This window comes from Bradyrhizobium sp. SZCCHNS3016, assembly GCF_032484535.1.
GTDB lineage: Bacteria > Pseudomonadota > Alphaproteobacteria > Rhizobiales > Xanthobacteraceae > Bradyrhizobium.
In genome coordinates this window covers 635,188-652,273 of sequence record NZ_JAUETE010000002.1, presented here as the reverse complement: position 1 = coordinate 652,273, position 17,086 = coordinate 635,188, and the positions used below count along the sequence as shown (strand labels likewise).

Genomic DNA, 17,086 nt, shown 5'->3' with positions numbered 1-17,086 from the left:
ACTGTTCCCGCATGTCGCTGTGCTCATGCGGGCTACGAACCGGGACAGCTCACGCCGCCTCGCGCTGACGGCGCCGCACGTCCGGCGGCGTCGCCTCGTCGACCAAAGCGGCGATCGCTTCCGCGGTCGGCATCACGGTCTGGCCGTCGCGCCCGAGCCGGCGGACGGAGACGGAATGCGTCTCGGCCTCCTTCTTGCCGACGACGAGCAGGGCAGGGATCTTCTGCAGCGAGTGCTCGCGGACCTTGTAGTTGATCTTCTCGTTGCGCAGATCGATCTCCGCCCGCAGACCCGCGCGCCGCAACGCCGCCAGCACCTGCTTGGCGTATTCGTCGCCTTCCGAGGTGATGGTGGTGACGACCACCTGTGTCGGCGCCAGCCACAGCGGGAAGCTGCCGGCATAGTGCTCGATCAGGATGCCGATGAAACGCTCCATCGAGCCGCAGATGGCGCGGTGGACCATGACCGGCGCCTTCTTGGCGCCGTCGGCGTCGATGTAGAACGCGCCGAACCGCTCCGGCAGGTTGAAGTCGACCTGCGTGGTGCCGCACTGCCAGTCGCGGCCGATGGCATCGCGCAGCACATATTCGAACTTCGGCCCGTAGAACGCGCCTTCGCCCGGATTGATCTCGGTGCGGATGTGGTTGCTCTGCGCCTTGATCTCGTTCAGCACGGTGGCCATCACGCGCTCGGCGTGATCCCACATCTCGTCGGTGCCGACGCGCTTGTCCGGCCGGGTCGAGAGCTTGACCGTCAATTCGCCCTCGAAGCCGAAGTCCGAGTAGGTCGACAGGATCAGGTCGTTGATCTTCAGGCACTCGTCCGCGAGCTGGTCCTCGGTGCAGAACACATGCGCATCGTCCTGGGTGAAACCGCGCACGCGCATCAGGCCGTGCATGGCGCCGGAGGCCTCATAGCGATGCACGACGCCGAACTCGGCGAGCCGCAGCGGCAGGTCGCGGTAGCTCTTCAGGCCGTGCTTGAAGATCTGCACGTGACCCGGGCAGTTCATCGGCTTGAGCGCGAACCAGCGCTTGTCCTCGGCCTCGTCGCCGGCGGACTGCGCTGCGAACATGTTCTCGCGATACCAGTTCCAGTGACCGGAGGTCTCCCACAGCGACTTGTCGAGGATCTGCGGCGCGTTGACCTCGTCATACTCGCCGGCGAGACGCCGGCGCATATAGGCGATCAGCGCCTGGAAGATGCTCCAGCCTTTGGGATGCCAGAACACGACGCCCGGACCTTCCTCCTGGAAGTGGAACAGGTCGAGCTCGCGGCCGAGCTTGCGGTGGTCGCGCTTCTCGGCCTCCTCGATCTGCTTGAGGTAGGCGTCGAGCTGCTCCTGCTTGGCGAAGGCGGTGCCGTAGATGCGGGTCAGCATCGGGTTGTCGGAATCGCCGCGCCAATACGCGCCCGCCACCTTCATCAGCTTGAAGGCGCCTCCGATCTTGCCGGTCGAGGTCATGTGCGGACCACGACAGAGGTCGAACCAGTCGCCCTGGTAGTAGATCTTGATCGGCTCGTTGCCGGGAATGGCGTCGACCAGCTCGACCTTGAAGGCCTCGCCCTTGTCGCGGAACACCTGCTTGGTCTTCTCGCGGTCCCACACCTCCTTGGTGAAGGGTTTGTCGCGGCCGATGATCTCGCGCATCTTCTTTTCGATCGCGGCGAAGTCTTCGGGCGTGAACGGCTCGTTGCGGAAGAAGTCGTAATAGAAGCCGTTCTCGATCACCGGACCGATCGTGACCTGGGTGCCCGGCCACAGCGATTGCACGGCCTCGGCGAGCACGTGCGCGCAATCGTGCCGGATCAATTCCAGCGCGCGCGGGTCGTCGCGGTCGACGAGCTCGAGCTTGGCGTCCTCGGTGATGGGATCGTCGAGGTCGACGAGGTCGCCGTTCAGCGCCATCGCGACGGTGCGCTTGGCGAGCGAGGGCGAGATGCCCTTGGCAATGTCGAGACCGGTGGTGCCCCTGGGAAATTCACGCCGGGCGCCGTCTGGGAAGCTGATGGTGATCTTCTCGACCGGGGTGGCGGGCTTCAGGTTGCTGAGGCTGTATTGGAAATTGGACTTTTGCTGGTCGGACTTGGAATCAGGCGATTTCGGATCGGACATGGGTCACTCCTTGAGCTCACTCCTGCGAACGAGCGCAGGTAAGCGGGAGCAAGGGGTATAGCAGGGGATTTTCAGGCTGCAACCGGGAGAGGGACGGGAAAACCGCCCAATTGCGGCTGGTGCGGCGATGCGGAGATTGCCGCCGCGGGCCGGTATGATACAACTTCAAGTGTTCGGGGCGTGGGGACACGTTTGGCGATGGAGTCTGCAGGGGAGGCGCCGCTCTCCGTTTGTCGGCGCGGCGGCATTCATGTTGGGGCCGCACTGATCATGTGCGTGCTGTCGAGCCTGTCGTCGCTCGCGGCCGTTCCGGCGGCAACAAGGCCCGCGGACCAGTCCAGATCCATGGTCCAGCCGAGACCTCTTTCGCAGCAAAAGGCTTTGCAGCCGAAGCCGGCGGCCCAGCCAAGGCCCCCGGCTAGGCCTGCAACGGAGTCCAGGCCGGCCGCGCGCCGCGCCCCGTCGCCGCGGATCGCAGATGGCTCGGCACCGATTGCGTTCGCGCTCGTCAAGGGCTCCTCGGACGCCTGTGGACATGGTTGTGACAGCTGGATCGCCGCCGAAGGCAAGATCGACGGCGGCGCCGCCGCACGCTTCCGCAAGTTCATGAAGCAGATCGGAGAGCGCAGATTGCCGATCTACTTCAATTCTCCAGGCGGCAATCTGCAGCAGGCGCTCGCCATCGGCGACATGCTGCGCGAGCGCAAGGCCACCGTGCGGGTGGGACGTACCACCTTGCGCGAGTGCGGCTTCGAGCCTCAGGAGGGCGAAGCTTGTAGCAAACTGAAGCTGTCCGGGCGCGAGCTGCATGGCGAGGTCTGGACGCGGGGGGCGATGTGCAATTCGGCCTGTCCCTACCTGCTGCTCGGCGCGCCCACGCGTGACATCGCAGCGGATGCGACGCTCGCGGTGCATTCGCCGCGCGTCATCCTGAACTTCACCGGCGGCGTGCCGACCCGCGAGATGCGGGCGCAGGCGATGCAGCAGGCGATGGCGCGGGCCGACAAGATGGTGCTCGACTACATCACCAAGCTCGGCGCGGATCCCGGTCTGCTGACGGTGGCGCGGTCTGTCCCGTTCGAGAGCATGCGCATCCTGACGCGGGAGGAGATCGCGCGGTTTGCGCTCGACAGGCGGCAGCGGGTCGAAAGTCCCTGGATGTTCGAGACCGCCAGCCGTGGGATTGCCTACAAGACCATTCTCGCCCGCAAGGACGGTGAGAGCACGTTCCAGACGACGCGCTTGCAGATGGTCTGCTTCGATCAGGACCGCTTCGAGCTCGACGTCGAGCGCATCGCGCCGTCCGGCTCGCCGCCAGGTCCGCTGGAGATGGCGAGCGGAGATCTGCGGCTCAATTTCCTCTCGCCGCCGCGGCGGTCGGGCGATCGCGAGACCTGGGGCGTGTTCCTCAATGCAAGCCAGGTGAAAACGCTGTCCTTGATGCCGTCGGCCGAGCTGAGCGATGCCCTGTTGAATGTCGCGCGTCGCAACGTCTCGACATTTCCGGTGAGCAGCGAAGGCCTGCAATCTGCTCTGAAGATGCTGACCGAGAGCTGCCCGCTGTCCAAGGCCATCGTCCGTCCGACGGGTACGCCGGTTCCGTGGACGCAGATTCCCTCGCCGCAGGCCTCGGCGGCGCAGCCCGTCCCCGCGCGCTGACGAGAATGGCGGCCAGGACGAAGGAGGCAGGACGAGAGAAAGTCATGGGCGGCATGAGACATTTTCATGCAAATGCATGAAATTCTCTGCTATTGAGGCGCGATGACATCCACATCCGCTCCCGGGCGCTTTGCGCCGACCGCGCTCATGCTCGGCAATCTCGTCACCGGCTGCTCGGTGCTCGCGCCCGCCGGCCTGCTGCCGGAGCTCGCCTCGGATCTTGCTGTCGGCGTTCAGACGGCGGGGCTCCTGATCACCTTCGGCGCGGTGGTGCTCTGCATCTGCTCGCCCTTGACCGCCTGGCTGACGAGCCGCTTCGATCGTCGCCGTCTGCTCGCAGCGACGCTCTTGGTGCTCACGCTCGGCAATCTCGGCTCGGCGTTTGCGCCCGACTATGCGAGCCTGCTCGCGCTGCGCCTCGTGATGCTCGCGGTCGGCGCTCTCTATACACCGCAGGCCGCCGGAACGGCGGCGCTGATCAGTCCGGTCGAGAGACGCGGCAGCACCATCGCCTATGTCTTCCTGGGCTGGTCGCTGGCGGCCGCCGTGGGGCTGCCGATGATCACCTTCATCGGCAGTCATTCCGGTTGGCGAGCCGCCTATCTCGTGGTCGGTGCGGCCGGCGCGGTCAGCTCCGTGCTGCTGACGTGGCGCCTGCCATCCGGCCTGAAGGGCGCGCCGGTCGCGTTGAAGACCTGGACCGAACTCGGCCGCAACCGCCTGGTGGTCCTGCTGCTCCTGGTCACGACCCTGCAGATGTCGGGACAGTTCGTGATCTTCACCTTCATGGGACCGCTGCTGAAGCGCCTGACTGGCGCCGACTCCAACCAGATCGGCCTGGTGTTCGCGATCTACGGCGCCTGCGGCTTTCTCGGCGTCGTCATCGCAACCCGGATCGTCGATGGCTGGGGAGCCTACCGGACGTCGCTCTTGTTCACCTGCCTGATGTTCGCCGGCGTGTCGGCCTGGACGCTGGCGGCAGGCACCTACGGCCTCATGGCGGTGGCGGTCGCAATCTGGGGGGTGGGGTTTGCGTCCACCAATTCGATGCAGCAGGTTCGGCTGGTGGCAGCCGCGCCGCCGCTCGCCTCGGCTTCGGTGTCGCTCAACACCTCGGTGCTCTATATCGGCCAGGCCATCGGCTCCGCGATCGGCGGCAGCCTGTTCGCGCGCGACCTGCTCGGCGCCACCGGCTACGTCGCACTGATGTTCCTGACCCTGGCATTGCTGGCAATCCTGGCCAGCCGCCAGCGCGCGCGGATCGCGGTTCCGGCCTGAGCAGCGGGTTGGCGCTTGGCAAAGCCGGCCCGACCGGATTAAAGGCCGATGTCGTGGGGGGCTGCTGGGGCGTGGATTCTGCCACGGCCGGCGAGTAGCATCGACGGACGTCCTCGCGTGCCCACGGGTCGGATGAGAGAGATATGGCATGAAGAAGATGATGTTGAGCCTGGCTGCAGTGCTGCTGTGCACCCCTGCGCTGGCCCAGAGCGCGCCGATGGTCGGTGACCGACCGCTGGTGCAGGTCAAGCCGAAGGGGACGAAGACCGCCGCCGCCGCGCCGGCCAAGCCGCAATCGGCGGCCGCCAAGCTCCAGGCCTGCCTGGAGATCGATGACGGAACCAAGGAGCGCCTGAACTGCTACGACGCCGTCATTCCGCCGGCCGCCAAGCCGAAGGCGATGAAGGCCAAGGCGGTCGGCGACTGCAAGTTCACCAAGGAAGAGGACGAGCGGCTCGCCTGCTTCAACGGCTTCGTCGAGAAGCTGCCGAAGTCCTGAGGCGTTGCGGCGGCCGCTCTCTCAGCGGCTCGACATGTCCTGGGCTCCGGCCGCAATCCGGATCGGCGGCTGGGCGGCCGCCATCTTGACCAGCACATCCTTGATCGGGTTGCGAGTCCAGGCCTGCGTGACGTAGTCGCGATGGGTGACGCCCTCCGCGGTCTCGATGAAAACGACGCTGCCCGGGCGCAGCGGCCGGTCCATGTCCTCGGAGACCTGGATGCCGCGATCGCGCAGCATCGTCATCAGCTCCTGATCATGCCGCGCGGTATAGCGCGTGTAGGAGCTGATGAAAAAGCCGGAGCGGTTGCGCTCGATCCAGTTGGCGAACTTGTCGAGCTGGCCGTAGACCGCATCGAGCAGCACGACGCCGCGCACGCGGTCGCTGATGCCGCCGACCTCGAGGCTCCATGCCGTGGGGAGGAAGCCGCCGCTGTAACCGACGATTACGATGGGCATGCCGGCGAAAGTCTTCGCGCTTGCTGGATCGCCGGTCAGGCGGGCGAGGCTGGCCGCGGCCTCGTCCATGAAGCGCTTGAAGCCGCCGGGCTGCCAGAACTTGCCGGCGCTCGAATCGGCGGCGTCGACGGCCATCTGCGGCGCGAGCATCACCGCGTTGACGCCGGCCGCGGTGATCTGCTGCGGCACCAACTGGCGGTCGCGCACGTCGCGCTCCAGCGTGGCGCCGTTGCCATGGAAGAACACGACGATCACGCCCGGCTTGCGCACATCGAATTGTTCGGGGACGTGCACCAGCACACGGCTGTCGTTGTAGGTCTGGTCCTGCCAGTAGACTCGGCCGGAGAAGCTGCGGTGGCCGCGGCGCTCACCGCTGCTGACGTTCAGGAACGGTGCGTCGGACGCCGGATTGTTGCCGAAATAAGGAAAGGCCGACGACTTCATGCTGACGAGGGTCGTCAGTTCCTCACGCTGCGGCCGTCCCGGCCGCTGCGGCTCCAGCGATGCGATCTGAGAGGGCGCCGGCTTCGGGGCGAAGTCGGAGGGCGTGTGAAGCCGAAAGCTCTCCTGCTCGGACGGGAAACGGTCGCTGAATTCAGGTGCCGGAAAACGATCGTCGAAGGTCAGCCCCTGGGCCGTCGACGCGTTGGCGGCCAACGCCTCGGGATTGGGGGCCTTGCCGCAATGCGTGAACGAAAGGCAGATCGTCAGCGCCAATGCCGCGCGCCACCAGAGGCACCAACCTCTGCGCACAGACCTCAAGACGTTATGGTCTTCCCCGATCATCCGTCCCCAAAGACGAGTTCGAGCCGCAACACGGCTCTTCAACCAGCGGATTTCGTTCAACCTGCGCCGCTGAAATTGAGGTCGCGTTAAGGATCGTGTCCGGCCAACCCCGGGCGCACCGGGACACACCACGCGAACGTGTCGCGATTGTGGGACGCCCGGCGGCCCAATGCAATGTCGCAGCCCAGCCTGTCCGAAATCGGTTCATAAATACCCTTGATGAAGGTCATATTTAACGCCCGTTAACGATGTTTGAATGCTTCGGCGGGAACCTGGGCTGAGGCAGAGGAAGGGGCGCCGGGCGTCCTTCGACGAGATGGCTGCATCCGAGGCGGACGATCCCGGCCGGGGCCGGACAGACGGCGACCGGGTTCCATCCGTGTCGCTTCCGGTCGCGACTGCTATCGTCATCGCCGACATGATCGGGGTGGGCGTCTTCACCAGCCTCGGCTTCCAGGTCCGGGACATCCCGTCGGGCTTCTCCATTCTGGTGCTGTGGGCGGTCGGGGGATTGGTGTCGATCTGCGGGGCACTGTCCTATGCCGAACTCGGCACGATGTTTCCGCGCTCGAGCGGCGAGTACAATTTTCTCACGCGGGCGTTCCACCCGGCGATCGGCTTCATGGCCGGGTGGGTCTCGGCGACGGTGGGCTTCGCGGCGCCGGTGGCGCTCGCGGCCATGGCGTTCGGAGAATATGGTCGTGCCGTCATCCCGGGCGCTCCGCCGCTGCTGCTCGCCAACGGCGCTGTCTGGCTCGTGACAGCAGTGCAACTCGGCGGCATCAGGCAGTCGAGCCGTTTCCAGCTGTTGTCGACCGTGCTGAAGCTCGGGCTCATCACCGCCTTCCTGATCGCCGGCTACACCATCGCCACCCCGCAACCGGTGACGTTCCTGCCAACCGCGACCGATGTCGGTCACGTGACGAGCGCGGCGTTCGCGACCGGACTGGTGTTCGTGATGTACGCGTTCTCCGGCTGGAACGCGGCGACTTACATCATCGGCGAGTTGCATGCGCCGGAGCGGACCTTGCCGCGCGCGCTGCTATTGGGCACGGTGATCGTTCTGGTGCTCTACATTGCGCTCAACGCGGTTTTCCTGCGGGCCGCACCGATGGACGCACTCGCGGGCCAACTCCAGGTCGCAAGCATCGCGGGCAGTCATATCTTCGGCGAGACCGGCGGGCGCTTCGTGGCCGCGATGATCTGCATCGGATTGGTTCCTTCCATTGCCGCGATGATGTGGATCGGCCCGCGCGTGCTGATGACAATGGGCGAGGACATTCCGGCGCTGTCGGTGTTCGCGCGGCGCTCGCGCAACGGGGCGCCGGCCTACGCCGTCCTGTTCCAGCTCACGGTGGCCACCCTGATGCTGTTCACGGAGAGCTTCGAGGCGGTGCTGGATCTCGTCCAGTTCTCGCTCTTGTCCTGCTCGTTTCTCGCTGTGCTCGGACTGTTCAAGCTGCGCATCGCGCAGCCCGAACTCACGCGACCCTACCGCGCCTGGGGCTATCCGGTCACGCCGTTGATCTTCCTCAGCGTGACCTTCTTCATGATGTACTATCTCGTCGCGACGCGGCCCTTGCAGGCAGGGCTCGGCGCAGGCGCAATGGCGTCGGGATTGCTGATCTATTGGCTGGCTCACGCGCGATCGCGCCGTATCACCGCAACGCTCGCATCGGGTTCGGATTGAAATGCTGTTGGCCTCGAGAGTCTGGTTCGCCGTCGCATGTCTGATCCTTGCCATGAGCTTCGAGGCTCGGGCTCAGACCATCACGCCGGACGATACGGCGCGGGTGCTGGCGGGCATGGCGCCAGCGGCGGGCTCGCCGCTCGTGCCCTTCGTGCAGGATCCGGCATGGCGGCGGCACGCGGCGTTCTTCGACAACGCCTTCAATCAGCTCGAGCAGCGACAATTGTCGAAGATCAGGGCCTGGGCGGATGCCAATCTGGCCGCGGCGCGGCCGGCGATGTTCTATTTCTTCTCGGGGCCGGATTTTCTCTATGCCGATGCCTTTCATCCGAAGGCAACGACCTATGTCCTGGTGGCGCTCGAGCCGACCGGCCCGATCCCGGACCTGACCAGATTGCCCCGAGGCAGCATCGGCCCGGCGCTGTCCTATGTCGAACGCTCGTTGCAATCGGTCCTGAGCTTCTCCTTCTTCATCACCAAGGACATGAAGGTCGACTTGCGCGAAGGCGAGCTCGAAGGGACCTTGCCGATCCTCTACGTGTTCCTGGCGCGCACCGGCAAGACGATCCGCGAGGTCAGTCTGGTCTGGCTGGACGAGAATGGCGGATTGCACGGCAACGACGAGGCGCCGACGCGCAATGCGACCAAGGGCGCGCGCATCCTGTTTGCCGGCGCCGACGGGGTCGCCAAGACGCTCTACTACTTCTCCAGCGATCTCTCCGATTCCGGCGTGAAGGCGAGTGGGTTGCTCAAATTCTGCGAGCCGCTGGGGCCGGGCGACAGTCTCCTGAAGAGCGCGTCCTATCTGTTGCATGAGAACGGCTTCGGGCGGGTCCGTAGCTGGCTGCTGAAGAACAGCGCCACCATCATCCAGGACGATTCCGGCATCCCGCTCGCTAGCTACGAAGCGCGGGCTTGGCGTTTCCTGCCGTTCGGACGCTACGCCGGGCCGATCGACAAGTTTCCGGACATGTATCAGAGGAGCTATGCGAAGCTGTTCGAGCGCGCACAGCCGCTGGAGTTCGGGATCGGCTATCGCTGGCGCACGCGTGAATCGAATGTCCTGCTCGCGGTGAGATCGCCTCCGGCCGACGCGACAGTCTCGGCCGAAGCGAGCGTCCTTCCAGAGACGGATTACCAGCCGCCGCCGCGTGCCCGGCGCGTGCCGCGGGCGCCGGAGCCGGTTCCTCTCTATCCGCCGCCGCGGCGCGACGATTTCATCTTCTGGCCGAGATGGTAGGGGTGAATCTCACCAGTGCACGCTCTGGCTGGGCACGATGTAGGACGTCGTCGGCGGGGGCAGGGTGGTGCTGTCGGCGAGATAGCGCCAGGCACCGACAATGACGATCAACAGGGCGATGATGCAGAGCAGGTCCACCTGGCGTGCGTCATGGTGGCCGGCATGATCGGGACCGACACTCTTGCGGGAACGGTGGCTTCTGGGGCTGATTGTCCAGCGCATCGTTGTTTCCTCCCGAAGGAAGCGTCACATCAATGCAAGTCGAGGCAGCGCGGTTCCTGATGGGAGCGCCGGCTCGTGACGTAAGAATAATTGTAGCCCGAGATTTCGCCAGGGCCATTTGCTGCAGATCAATTGACGAGCGCGACGTCTGTTGCGCTGCACATCAGCCCGGGCCGTTGACGCCGCGCCATCGCGCGTAGCGCCAAGGCAGGTACCAGCGGGCGCGCGCAGGAGCCGTCGTTGGGACGTTGTCGATGCCGGAGGTGCCAAAGGGCTGGCAGCGCAGCAGCCGGGCGAGCGTCATCCAGCCACCCGCCCAGAGCCCAAAGCGCTCGATGGCTTCATCGGCATAGACCGAGCACGTCGGCAGGTGCCGGCAATTGTAGCCGACCAGCGGCGACAATGTGTGGCGATAAAGCCAAATCAGCGCGTGAGCAGCGCGCCGCGGGAGTCGGGCCAGCAGCGACCCGATGTGCGCAGAATGGCAGCCGATGTCAGAGCATGAGTGCTTCATGAGCGCGATGCCAGATGGATGTGCGAGCTTTTGACCGGTTCCTCGGCAGGGAACCCGGCTCGCGTTCATTTGTGGTGATGTGATGCAACAATGGCCGGTTTTCAGCGGCGCCGCAGCACGCCGCAGCTGGACGGTCGGTGATTGCCCGGATACGTTTCCCGACAAGGATGTGACAGACTAATAACGGATTTGAGGCCAGGTTGTCAGGTCTTTCCGCGAGAAAACCGAGGAACTGCGTACCGAGCTTGACGAGGGGGACGGATTGCGCGTGAGATTGCTGCGGTCGCGTGAATTGCGCTGGATGCTACTTGGTGTTGCAGCGCTTGGTGCGGTGGTCGGTAGTGCGATCACCATCATGTCAAACACGGCGCGCGCCGGCGGCGCGCTCGAAGAGCGCAAACTCCCGATGCGGTTCGGTTGGGTCGCCTGCGAGCCGAATTGCGGCTGGGTCAGTGCAGTCGGGATCGTCACCGGCGATACGCCGAAGGATTTCGAGGATTTCGCGAGGGATCGCGACCTGACGGGGGCCGCCCTGGTGCTCGACTCCAGCGGCGGCTCGGTCAACGACGCCATCACCTTGGGCCGCCGGTTCCGTGGGCTGAAGATGCGCACCACCGTCGGCATGACCCAGCGTCCTAGCCGCGCGGGTGACCGGCCGCGCGTCATGCCCGAGGCCTATTGCGAGTCGATGTGTGTGTTCCTGCTGCTGGCTGGAACCACGCGTTATGTTCCGGATACGGCCCATGTCCGCGTTCACCAGATCTGGATGGGAGACCGCGCCGACGACGCCAAGGCGGCGAGCTATACGGCGCAGGACCTGATGATCGTCGAGCGCGACATCGGGCGTCTCGCCAAATACACCTTCGAGATGGGCGGAGCGGGCGATCTGCTGTCGCTGGCGCTGAACGTGCCGCCCTGGGAGGACCTGCATGAGCTGTCGCGCGCCGAGCTGCGGCTCACCAACGTCGTGACCACGGATCTGGTTGCCGAGGTGCTGCCGCCGAAGGGGGCCGTGCCAGTCGCCGAGCTCGCACCGAAGCCGCAGGCCAAGGACAAGCAGCAGGACCGCTTCTCCGTGGCGCTGGACCGCGACAAGGGGCAACTGTCGCGTACCGCCGAGGCTCTGCCGCCCGCGACGGTCGCCACGACGCCGCAGCAATAGGCATCGACGTCGCCGGGGCGAGCCGGACCTCCGCGTCCAATCATGAGCTTGCTGACGACCGCTCCCGCATGCCGGTGCGCTCATGCGGGCTATGGATGTGTCAGTCTGCACGCACGGGTGGGAAGCGGTGCAGCCTCAGCCCTGAGCCGTGGCCGGCTGCTCGCCGTTGGCCTTTGCCTCGATCTGGCCGATGGCATCCACCACGGCGTCGAACGTCAGCATCGTGGAGGCGTGGCGGGCCTTGTAGTCTCGCACCGGCTCGAGCAGGGCAATGTCGGCCCATTTGCCCTCCGGCGGCGCACCGTTCTCCTTCAGCATCCTCCGGACCGTCTCCCGCAGCTCGCGCAGCTCCGCGGCGCTGGAACCGACGACGTGGCGGGCCATGATCGAGGAGGAGGCCTGGCCGAGGGCGCAGGCCTTCACGTCATGGGCGAAGTCGGTCACCACGGGCCCGTCCATCTTGAGGTCGACCTTGACGGTCGAGCCGCACAGCTTGGAATGGGCGGTGGCAGTGGCGTCCGGGTGGTCCAGCCGTCCGAGCCGCGGAATGTTGCCGGCGAGCTCGATGATGCGCTTGTTGTAGATGTCGTTCAGCATGTGCCTGACGTCCCGGAATTACCGGCGTGGCGGCCTTGGCGGCCGGGTTTCATCGCCCTATATTGCGAGTATATGGAAACGATTGGCAGGAATTCCAGCCACATCCACAGGCGTCCGGCGCGAGAGGCGCCAAGCCTGCGTGTGGCACCTCTGCAGGTGACGCCCTCAAGGTGATGCTGTGCCGGTGACACTCCGGTCGGACCGCCGACCGGTCGAACGGAGTTGAGATGGACACTTTGATCAAGACGTTGCGTGCGAACAAGCCCGAGGGCAAGCCGTTAGACGCCAAGCTGACTGACGCTCGCGCTGCAGAGCTCGATCCCGCCGAGTTTCTCGCTGCCGCCGTGCGGCCCGACCGTGCCAGGCCGTCGCGGGCCGAGGCCGAGGCCGCGGTCTATACGCTGTTGAATTACATCGGCGAGGATCCGACCCGCGAGGGGCTGGTCGACACGCCGCGCCGGGTCGTCGAGGCCTATGACGAGCTGTACCAGGGCTATCACCAGTGCCCGGCCGAGGTGCTCGACCGCACCTTCGGCGAGACCGCCGGCTATGACGACTTCGTGCTGATTCGCGACATCGAGTTCACATCGCAATGCGAGCATCACATGATGCCCTTCTACGGCCGCGCGCATATTGCCTATACGCCGGTCGAGCGGGTGGTCGGTCTGTCCAAGCTGGCGCGCCTGACCGACATCTTCGCCCGCCGCCTGCAGACCCAGGAGCATCTCACCGCCCAGATCGCGGCTGCGATCGACGAGGTGCTGAAGCCGCGCGGCGTCGCCGTCATGATCGAGGCCGAGCACACCTGCATGTCGGTGCGGGGCGTCGCCAAGCACGGCGCCATCACCTTCACCAGCCGCTTCACCGGCATGTTCAGGGACAATCCGGCCGAGCAGTCGCGCTTCCTGTCCATGGTGCGGTCGCCGCAACGGTAAGCCTGCCAACCCGTTGAGCAGAGAGTTTCGTGTCTTCATCCTCAGTTGAGCGCGAGGAGGGCTTGGCCTTCCTGCCCAAGTTCGACGCGGCCGGCCTCGTCACCTGTGTGACGACCGATGCCGTGAGCGGCGACGTGCTGATGGTCGCCCACATGAACGAGGAGGCCCTGCGCAAGACGGTGGCGACCGGCGAAGCCTGGTATTTCAGCCGCTCGCGCAATGCGTTGTGGCGCAAGGGTGAGAGCTCGGGCCAGACCCAGCGCGTGGTCGAGATGCGCACCGATTGCGACCAGGATGCGGTCTGGTTGCGCGTCGAGCAGGCCGGCGCGGCGTGCCACACCGGCCGCCATTCCTGCTTCTATCGCAAGGTCGAGCGATCGGATGATGGCAGCGGTGCGCGGCTCGTGTTCGTCGATGCCGACCGGCTGTTCGATCCCGCCGAGGTCTATCGCAAGTAGGCCAGCGACCTGCGTCCTGACGTGCCCGGTCGTTCATTGGCCCGGTCGGGCCCCGCGAATTAACCCGCCATTAATCATACCCGCCGCATTTTGCCGGACGTTTCCGGCGCGTTCGTCTGCCAGCGAATCTGCAAACAGCGGGTCTTCCCATGTCGGTCGACGCATCCAACTCCTCGTCCACCGGTTTCCTCGATGGCGTCCGGGCGAAGGTCGCCGGCGCAATCAAGCAGGCCGCGGACAGCGTCGGCACCAGCTTCGAATATCTGCTGTCGACCGCCAAGATGGAGTCGGACTTCAATCCGACCGCCGGCGCCTCGACGTCATCAGCGCGCGGGCTCTACCAGTTCATCGACCAGACTTGGCTCGGCACCGTGAAGGAAGCCGGCTCCGATCTCGGCTATGGCCAATATGCCGACGCGATCACCCGGACATCGTCCGGCGACTACACGGTCAGCGATCCCGGAATGCGGCAGGCGATCATGAAGCTGCGCGACGACCCGCAGGCGTCGTCCGCGATGGCCGCTGCGCTCACGCAATCGAACAGCTTCCAGCTCGCCGGCAAGATCGGCCGTCGGCCGACCGATGCCGAGCTCTACATGGCGCACTTCATGGGTGTCGGCGGCGCCGCGAAGCTGATCACCAGCACCCAGGAGACGCCGAATGCGTCGGCCGCGCGGATGTTTCCCAGCGCCGCCGCGGCCAACCGGCCGATCTTCTACGATCGCGACGGACAAGCCCGCAGCGTGTCCCAGGTCTATGCGGTGCTGAACACGCGCTATGCCGGCGCCGCCAACTCCTCGGCGACACGGGGGGCGCTCGCCCTTTATGGAGGGGCATCGGCGAACGTCGCGGCCAATGCAGCCGGCGGCGGCGCGCTGCCGACGACGGACACCGCCACCTTCCTGTCGATGTTTCCGGATGCGCGCGGCTCGTCGCAAGCCGCATCTTCGACGACGGCCGACGCATCGGCCGCCAACCGGCCGGCGGACCCGATGTTTCGCTCGCTATTCCAGGTTGACGGCCAGTCGAGCCAGGCGGTCTCGCCGACAGTCCGCGAATTGTGGGGCCGCTCATCGGTCGCTAGCGCGGCCTCGCCGGAGGGCGGCGGTAACGATGGCGGCGGCAATGGCCAGCGCAGACTCGACCTGTTCAGCGATCCCCACGGCACCTTTTCGGGCTGATGTGCCGGCTAAGGCGGTCCGCACTCGTCGCTGAACCATTGATCAAAAAGAACTATTTTCGACCTCCCGCCACGGCTTGCGCTGCCGGCGGCGGCCGCATTTCGCCCGTTGGATTACGGCCAAATGAGACATTCAGAGGTAGCATAATATAGTTTTGATTTGCCTCCTTAACAAAACATCAACAAAACCAGCTACTTATGGTGAACGCTTTGTTAAGCGTCGTGGTTTATTTTCGGTGCTGTTGAGGCCCTCGTGGCCTTTGTCTGCAAGTTGCGTAAGCCGGAAAGACCATGATCGTTCGGCAGTTTCTCAGTTGGGTCAGAACCGCACCCGCCGGTGAGCGGGCAGAGGCCACCAGGGCGCTCGCGCGGGCGTGGTTGTTGTCGGATCTCTGCGATGAGGATCGCGGCGCCGCGGAGGGCGCGCTCCTCATGCTGCTGGACGATCCGTCGCCGTTGGTGCGTCAGGCCATGGCGGAGGTGTTCGCCCGCTCGGAGGAGGCGCCGGCCGCCATCGTCCAGGCGCTCGCCACGGACCAGGCTTCTGTCGCCGCCATCATCCTCGAACATTCGCCGCTGCTGATCGATGCCGACCTCGTCGACATCGTCGCGACCGGCAACTCCGACACACAATGCGCGATCGCGCGCCGCGTCGGCCTGCCGGCGCCGGTCTGCGCCGCGATCGCCGAGGTCGGCAGCGCCGCCGCCGCGCTCGAGCTGATCGAGAACGCCTATGCCGAGCTAGCGCCGTTCTCCTGGGACCGCATCGTCGAGCGCCACGGCCATCTCGCCGCCATCCGCGAAGCGATGCTGGTGCTGGACGACCTGCCGGCCGCGACGCGGGCGGCGCTGGTCGACAAGCTCTCCGAGACACTGGCGCAGTTCGTCGTCGCCAGGAATTGGCTCAGTGCCGACAAAGCAGGGCGCATCACCAATGAGGCGCGCGACCGCTCGACCATCACCATCGCGGCGCGGTCGCGCGGCGAGGAGCTGCGCGGGCTGGTCCAGCATCTGCGTGCAACTTCGCAACTCACCGCGGGCCTGATCCTGCGCGCACTTCTCTCCGGCAACGTCGAATTGTTCGAGATCGCGCTGTCGGAGCTCGCCGACATGCCGCGGGCCCGGGTGTCGGCGCTGCTCAACGATCGCGGCCGCGCCAGCCTGCAGGGGCTGCTGCGCAAGGCGGGCATTCCCGACACCACCTTCGAGGCCTTCAGCATCGCGCTCGAAGTCTGCCGCGAGAACGGATTTGCCGACACCTTGAGCGGAGCAGCGATCCTGCGCCGCAAGATGGTGGAGCGCGTGCTGACCCATTGCGCCACCGACCGTGATGCCGCCGAGCCGTTGCTGATCCTGCTGCGCCGCTTCGCCACCGAATCCGCCCGCGACGAGGCCCGCGAGTTCTGCGACGAGGTGATGGCGGAGGATTTCGTGGCCGGGCTGGAGTTCGGACTGATCGCGGCGTGAGGCGCGTCCGCTGCCGTAGGGTGGGCAAAGGCGCGTCGCAGATATCGCCACGTTCGAGCGCGCGGTGGCGCCGTGCCCACCGACTTGCCGCAGAGATTGCTGATCCATGGTGGGCACGCTGCCGCCCCTTTGCGGCGGCGGCTTTGCCCACCCTACGCGATCGCCGTCCGATTACGGCTGATCGCTCGGCACCAGGCTCGGCGCCAGGATCGCTTCGAGATGCTCCGGCCGGTTGCGGTTGACCTGGAGCAGGTAGTCGTCGGCGACGCGGCGCAGCCGGCGGCTCAATTCGGCAGCGACGGTCGGGCTGTGGTACTTCGTATGATCATGCACGATCGCCTGGATGGCGTTGACGTGATGCTCGAACAGCTCGACGGGGACCTTTTCGAGATCCGGCGCGTGCTCGATGATCCGGCACAGGCTGTCGGCAACCTCGGCAGCGGCGGGATAGCCGAAGGTTGCGGCATCGCCCTTGATGTCGTGGGCGGCGCGGAACATTTCCTCGCAGGCGTCGTCGTCGAAGCCATTGTTCAGAACGGCACCGTAAGCCTTCGTCAGGCGATCGGCCTCGGTGTCCATCCACGACTTGAACTCGCCGGACAGCCCGGCAAGCGCGGCTTCCGCGCGCGCGATCGGATCGTCGAGATCCTTCTCCTCGGCGCGGCGCAGCACCTGCTTCAGCGGATTGGGCTGGGTGATGACGTGATGCGAGGCGTAGGTCTTGACCTGGATCGCCGGGGCCTTGTCTTTCGCCATCTCGATATCCCCTGATGATGCCGACCAACGCAAATCGACTCATTGCCCCGATTCATAGCCGAGGAACT

The 17,086-nt window shown here is 65.7% G+C and carries 16 protein-coding genes; 10 read left to right on the top strand and 6 right to left on the bottom strand.

Annotated features, from left to right (window positions below):
* Positions 1 to 49 precede the first annotated feature (49 nt).
* Complete coding sequence (gene thrS / locus QW881_RS07165; protein WP_315754047.1) at positions 50 to 2,116, bottom strand: threonine--tRNA ligase; 2,067 nt, start codon at positions 2,114 to 2,116, stop codon at positions 50 to 52.
* Positions 2,117 to 2,746: 630 nt separating this feature from the next.
* On the opposite strand from thrS, the gene QW881_RS07160 reads away from it, so the two are divergent.
* The 3 genes from QW881_RS07160 (at position 2,747) to QW881_RS07150 (ending at position 5,552) form a co-directional block, all read left to right on the top strand.
* Positions 2,747 to 3,775, top strand: coding sequence for a hypothetical protein (locus QW881_RS07160; RefSeq protein WP_315754049.1), 1,029 nt, complete (start codon positions 2,747 to 2,749; stop codon positions 3,773 to 3,775).
* Between the two features lie 102 nt (positions 3,776 to 3,877).
* A complete protein-coding gene (locus tag QW881_RS07155) occupies positions 3,878 to 5,053 on the top strand; it encodes an MFS transporter (protein ID WP_316158564.1) in 1,176 nt (391 codons plus the stop codon).
* Positions 5,054 to 5,201: 148 nt separating this feature from the next.
* The gene (locus tag QW881_RS07150) at positions 5,202 to 5,552 is read left to right on the top strand and encodes a hypothetical protein (RefSeq protein ID WP_315737513.1); all 351 of its coding nucleotides are present in this window, start codon (positions 5,202 to 5,204) and stop codon (positions 5,550 to 5,552) included.
* Positions 5,553 to 5,573: 21 nt separating this feature from the next.
* Here the strand turns inward: QW881_RS07150 and QW881_RS07145 are convergent, their stop codons facing one another.
* Positions 5,574 to 6,797, bottom strand: a complete 1,224-nt coding sequence (locus tag QW881_RS07145) for an alpha/beta hydrolase (protein WP_409998949.1) — start codon at positions 6,795 to 6,797, stop codon at positions 5,574 to 5,576.
* Between the two features lie 316 nt (positions 6,798 to 7,113).
* Here QW881_RS07145 and QW881_RS07140 point away from each other — a divergent pair, with 316 nt between their 5' ends.
* Together QW881_RS07140 and QW881_RS07135 are read left to right on the top strand one after the other, a co-directional pair.
* The gene (locus tag QW881_RS07140; RefSeq protein ID WP_315754056.1) at positions 7,114 to 8,487 is read left to right on the top strand and encodes an APC family permease; all 1,374 of its coding nucleotides are present in this window, start codon (positions 7,114 to 7,116) and stop codon (positions 8,485 to 8,487) included.
* A 1-nt stretch (position 8,488) separates the two neighbouring features.
* Complete coding sequence (locus QW881_RS07135) at positions 8,489 to 9,727, top strand: hypothetical protein (protein WP_409998950.1); 1,239 nt, start codon at positions 8,489 to 8,491, stop codon at positions 9,725 to 9,727.
* Between the two features lie 9 nt (positions 9,728 to 9,736).
* Here the strand turns inward: QW881_RS07135 and QW881_RS07130 are convergent, their stop codons facing one another.
* Both QW881_RS07130 and yidD read right to left on the bottom strand, forming a co-directional pair.
* Positions 9,737 to 9,949: a hypothetical protein gene (locus QW881_RS07130; protein WP_315754060.1), complete on the bottom strand. Its 213-nt coding sequence runs from the start codon at positions 9,947 to 9,949 to the stop codon at positions 9,737 to 9,739.
* A gap of 163 nt (positions 9,950 to 10,112) precedes the next feature.
* Complete coding sequence (gene yidD / locus QW881_RS07125; protein WP_315754062.1) at positions 10,113 to 10,463, bottom strand: membrane protein insertion efficiency factor YidD; 351 nt, start codon at positions 10,461 to 10,463, stop codon at positions 10,113 to 10,115.
* 262 nt (positions 10,464 to 10,725) lie between these two features.
* On the opposite strand from yidD, the gene QW881_RS07120 reads away from it, so the two are divergent.
* On the top strand, positions 10,726 to 11,625 hold the full coding sequence (locus tag QW881_RS07120; protein ID WP_315754064.1) for a hypothetical protein: 900 nt from the start codon (positions 10,726 to 10,728) through the stop codon (positions 11,623 to 11,625).
* Between the two features lie 135 nt (positions 11,626 to 11,760).
* On the opposite strand, the gene QW881_RS07115 is transcribed toward QW881_RS07120, so the two are convergent.
* Positions 11,761 to 12,222, bottom strand: a complete 462-nt coding sequence (locus tag QW881_RS07115; RefSeq protein ID WP_315754066.1) for an iron-sulfur cluster assembly scaffold protein — start codon at positions 12,220 to 12,222, stop codon at positions 11,761 to 11,763.
* Positions 12,223 to 12,449: 227 nt separating this feature from the next.
* On the opposite strand from QW881_RS07115, the gene folE reads away from it, so the two are divergent.
* The 4 genes from folE (at position 12,450) to QW881_RS07095 (ending at position 16,262) form a co-directional block, all read left to right on the top strand.
* Positions 12,450 to 13,157 (top strand): GTP cyclohydrolase I FolE, encoded by a 708-nt coding sequence (folE, locus tag QW881_RS07110; RefSeq protein WP_315737519.1) that lies wholly within the window; start codon positions 12,450 to 12,452, stop codon positions 13,155 to 13,157.
* Positions 13,158 to 13,186: 29 nt separating this feature from the next.
* Complete coding sequence (gene hisI / locus QW881_RS07105; RefSeq protein ID WP_315749472.1) at positions 13,187 to 13,615, top strand: phosphoribosyl-AMP cyclohydrolase; 429 nt, start codon at positions 13,187 to 13,189, stop codon at positions 13,613 to 13,615.
* 149 nt (positions 13,616 to 13,764) lie between these two features.
* Positions 13,765 to 14,796 (top strand): lytic transglycosylase domain-containing protein, encoded by a 1,032-nt coding sequence (locus QW881_RS07100; protein WP_315754068.1) that lies wholly within the window; start codon positions 13,765 to 13,767, stop codon positions 14,794 to 14,796.
* A 290-nt stretch (positions 14,797 to 15,086) separates the two neighbouring features.
* Positions 15,087 to 16,262: a DUF2336 domain-containing protein gene (locus tag QW881_RS07095; RefSeq protein WP_315754071.1), complete on the top strand. Its 1,176-nt coding sequence runs from the start codon at positions 15,087 to 15,089 to the stop codon at positions 16,260 to 16,262.
* Positions 16,263 to 16,433: 171 nt separating this feature from the next.
* On the opposite strand, the gene QW881_RS07090 is transcribed toward QW881_RS07095, so the two are convergent.
* Positions 16,434 to 17,018, bottom strand: coding sequence for an Hpt domain-containing protein (locus QW881_RS07090; RefSeq protein ID WP_315754073.1), 585 nt, complete (start codon positions 17,016 to 17,018; stop codon positions 16,434 to 16,436).
* Between the last annotated feature and the right edge of the window lie 68 nt (positions 17,019 to 17,086).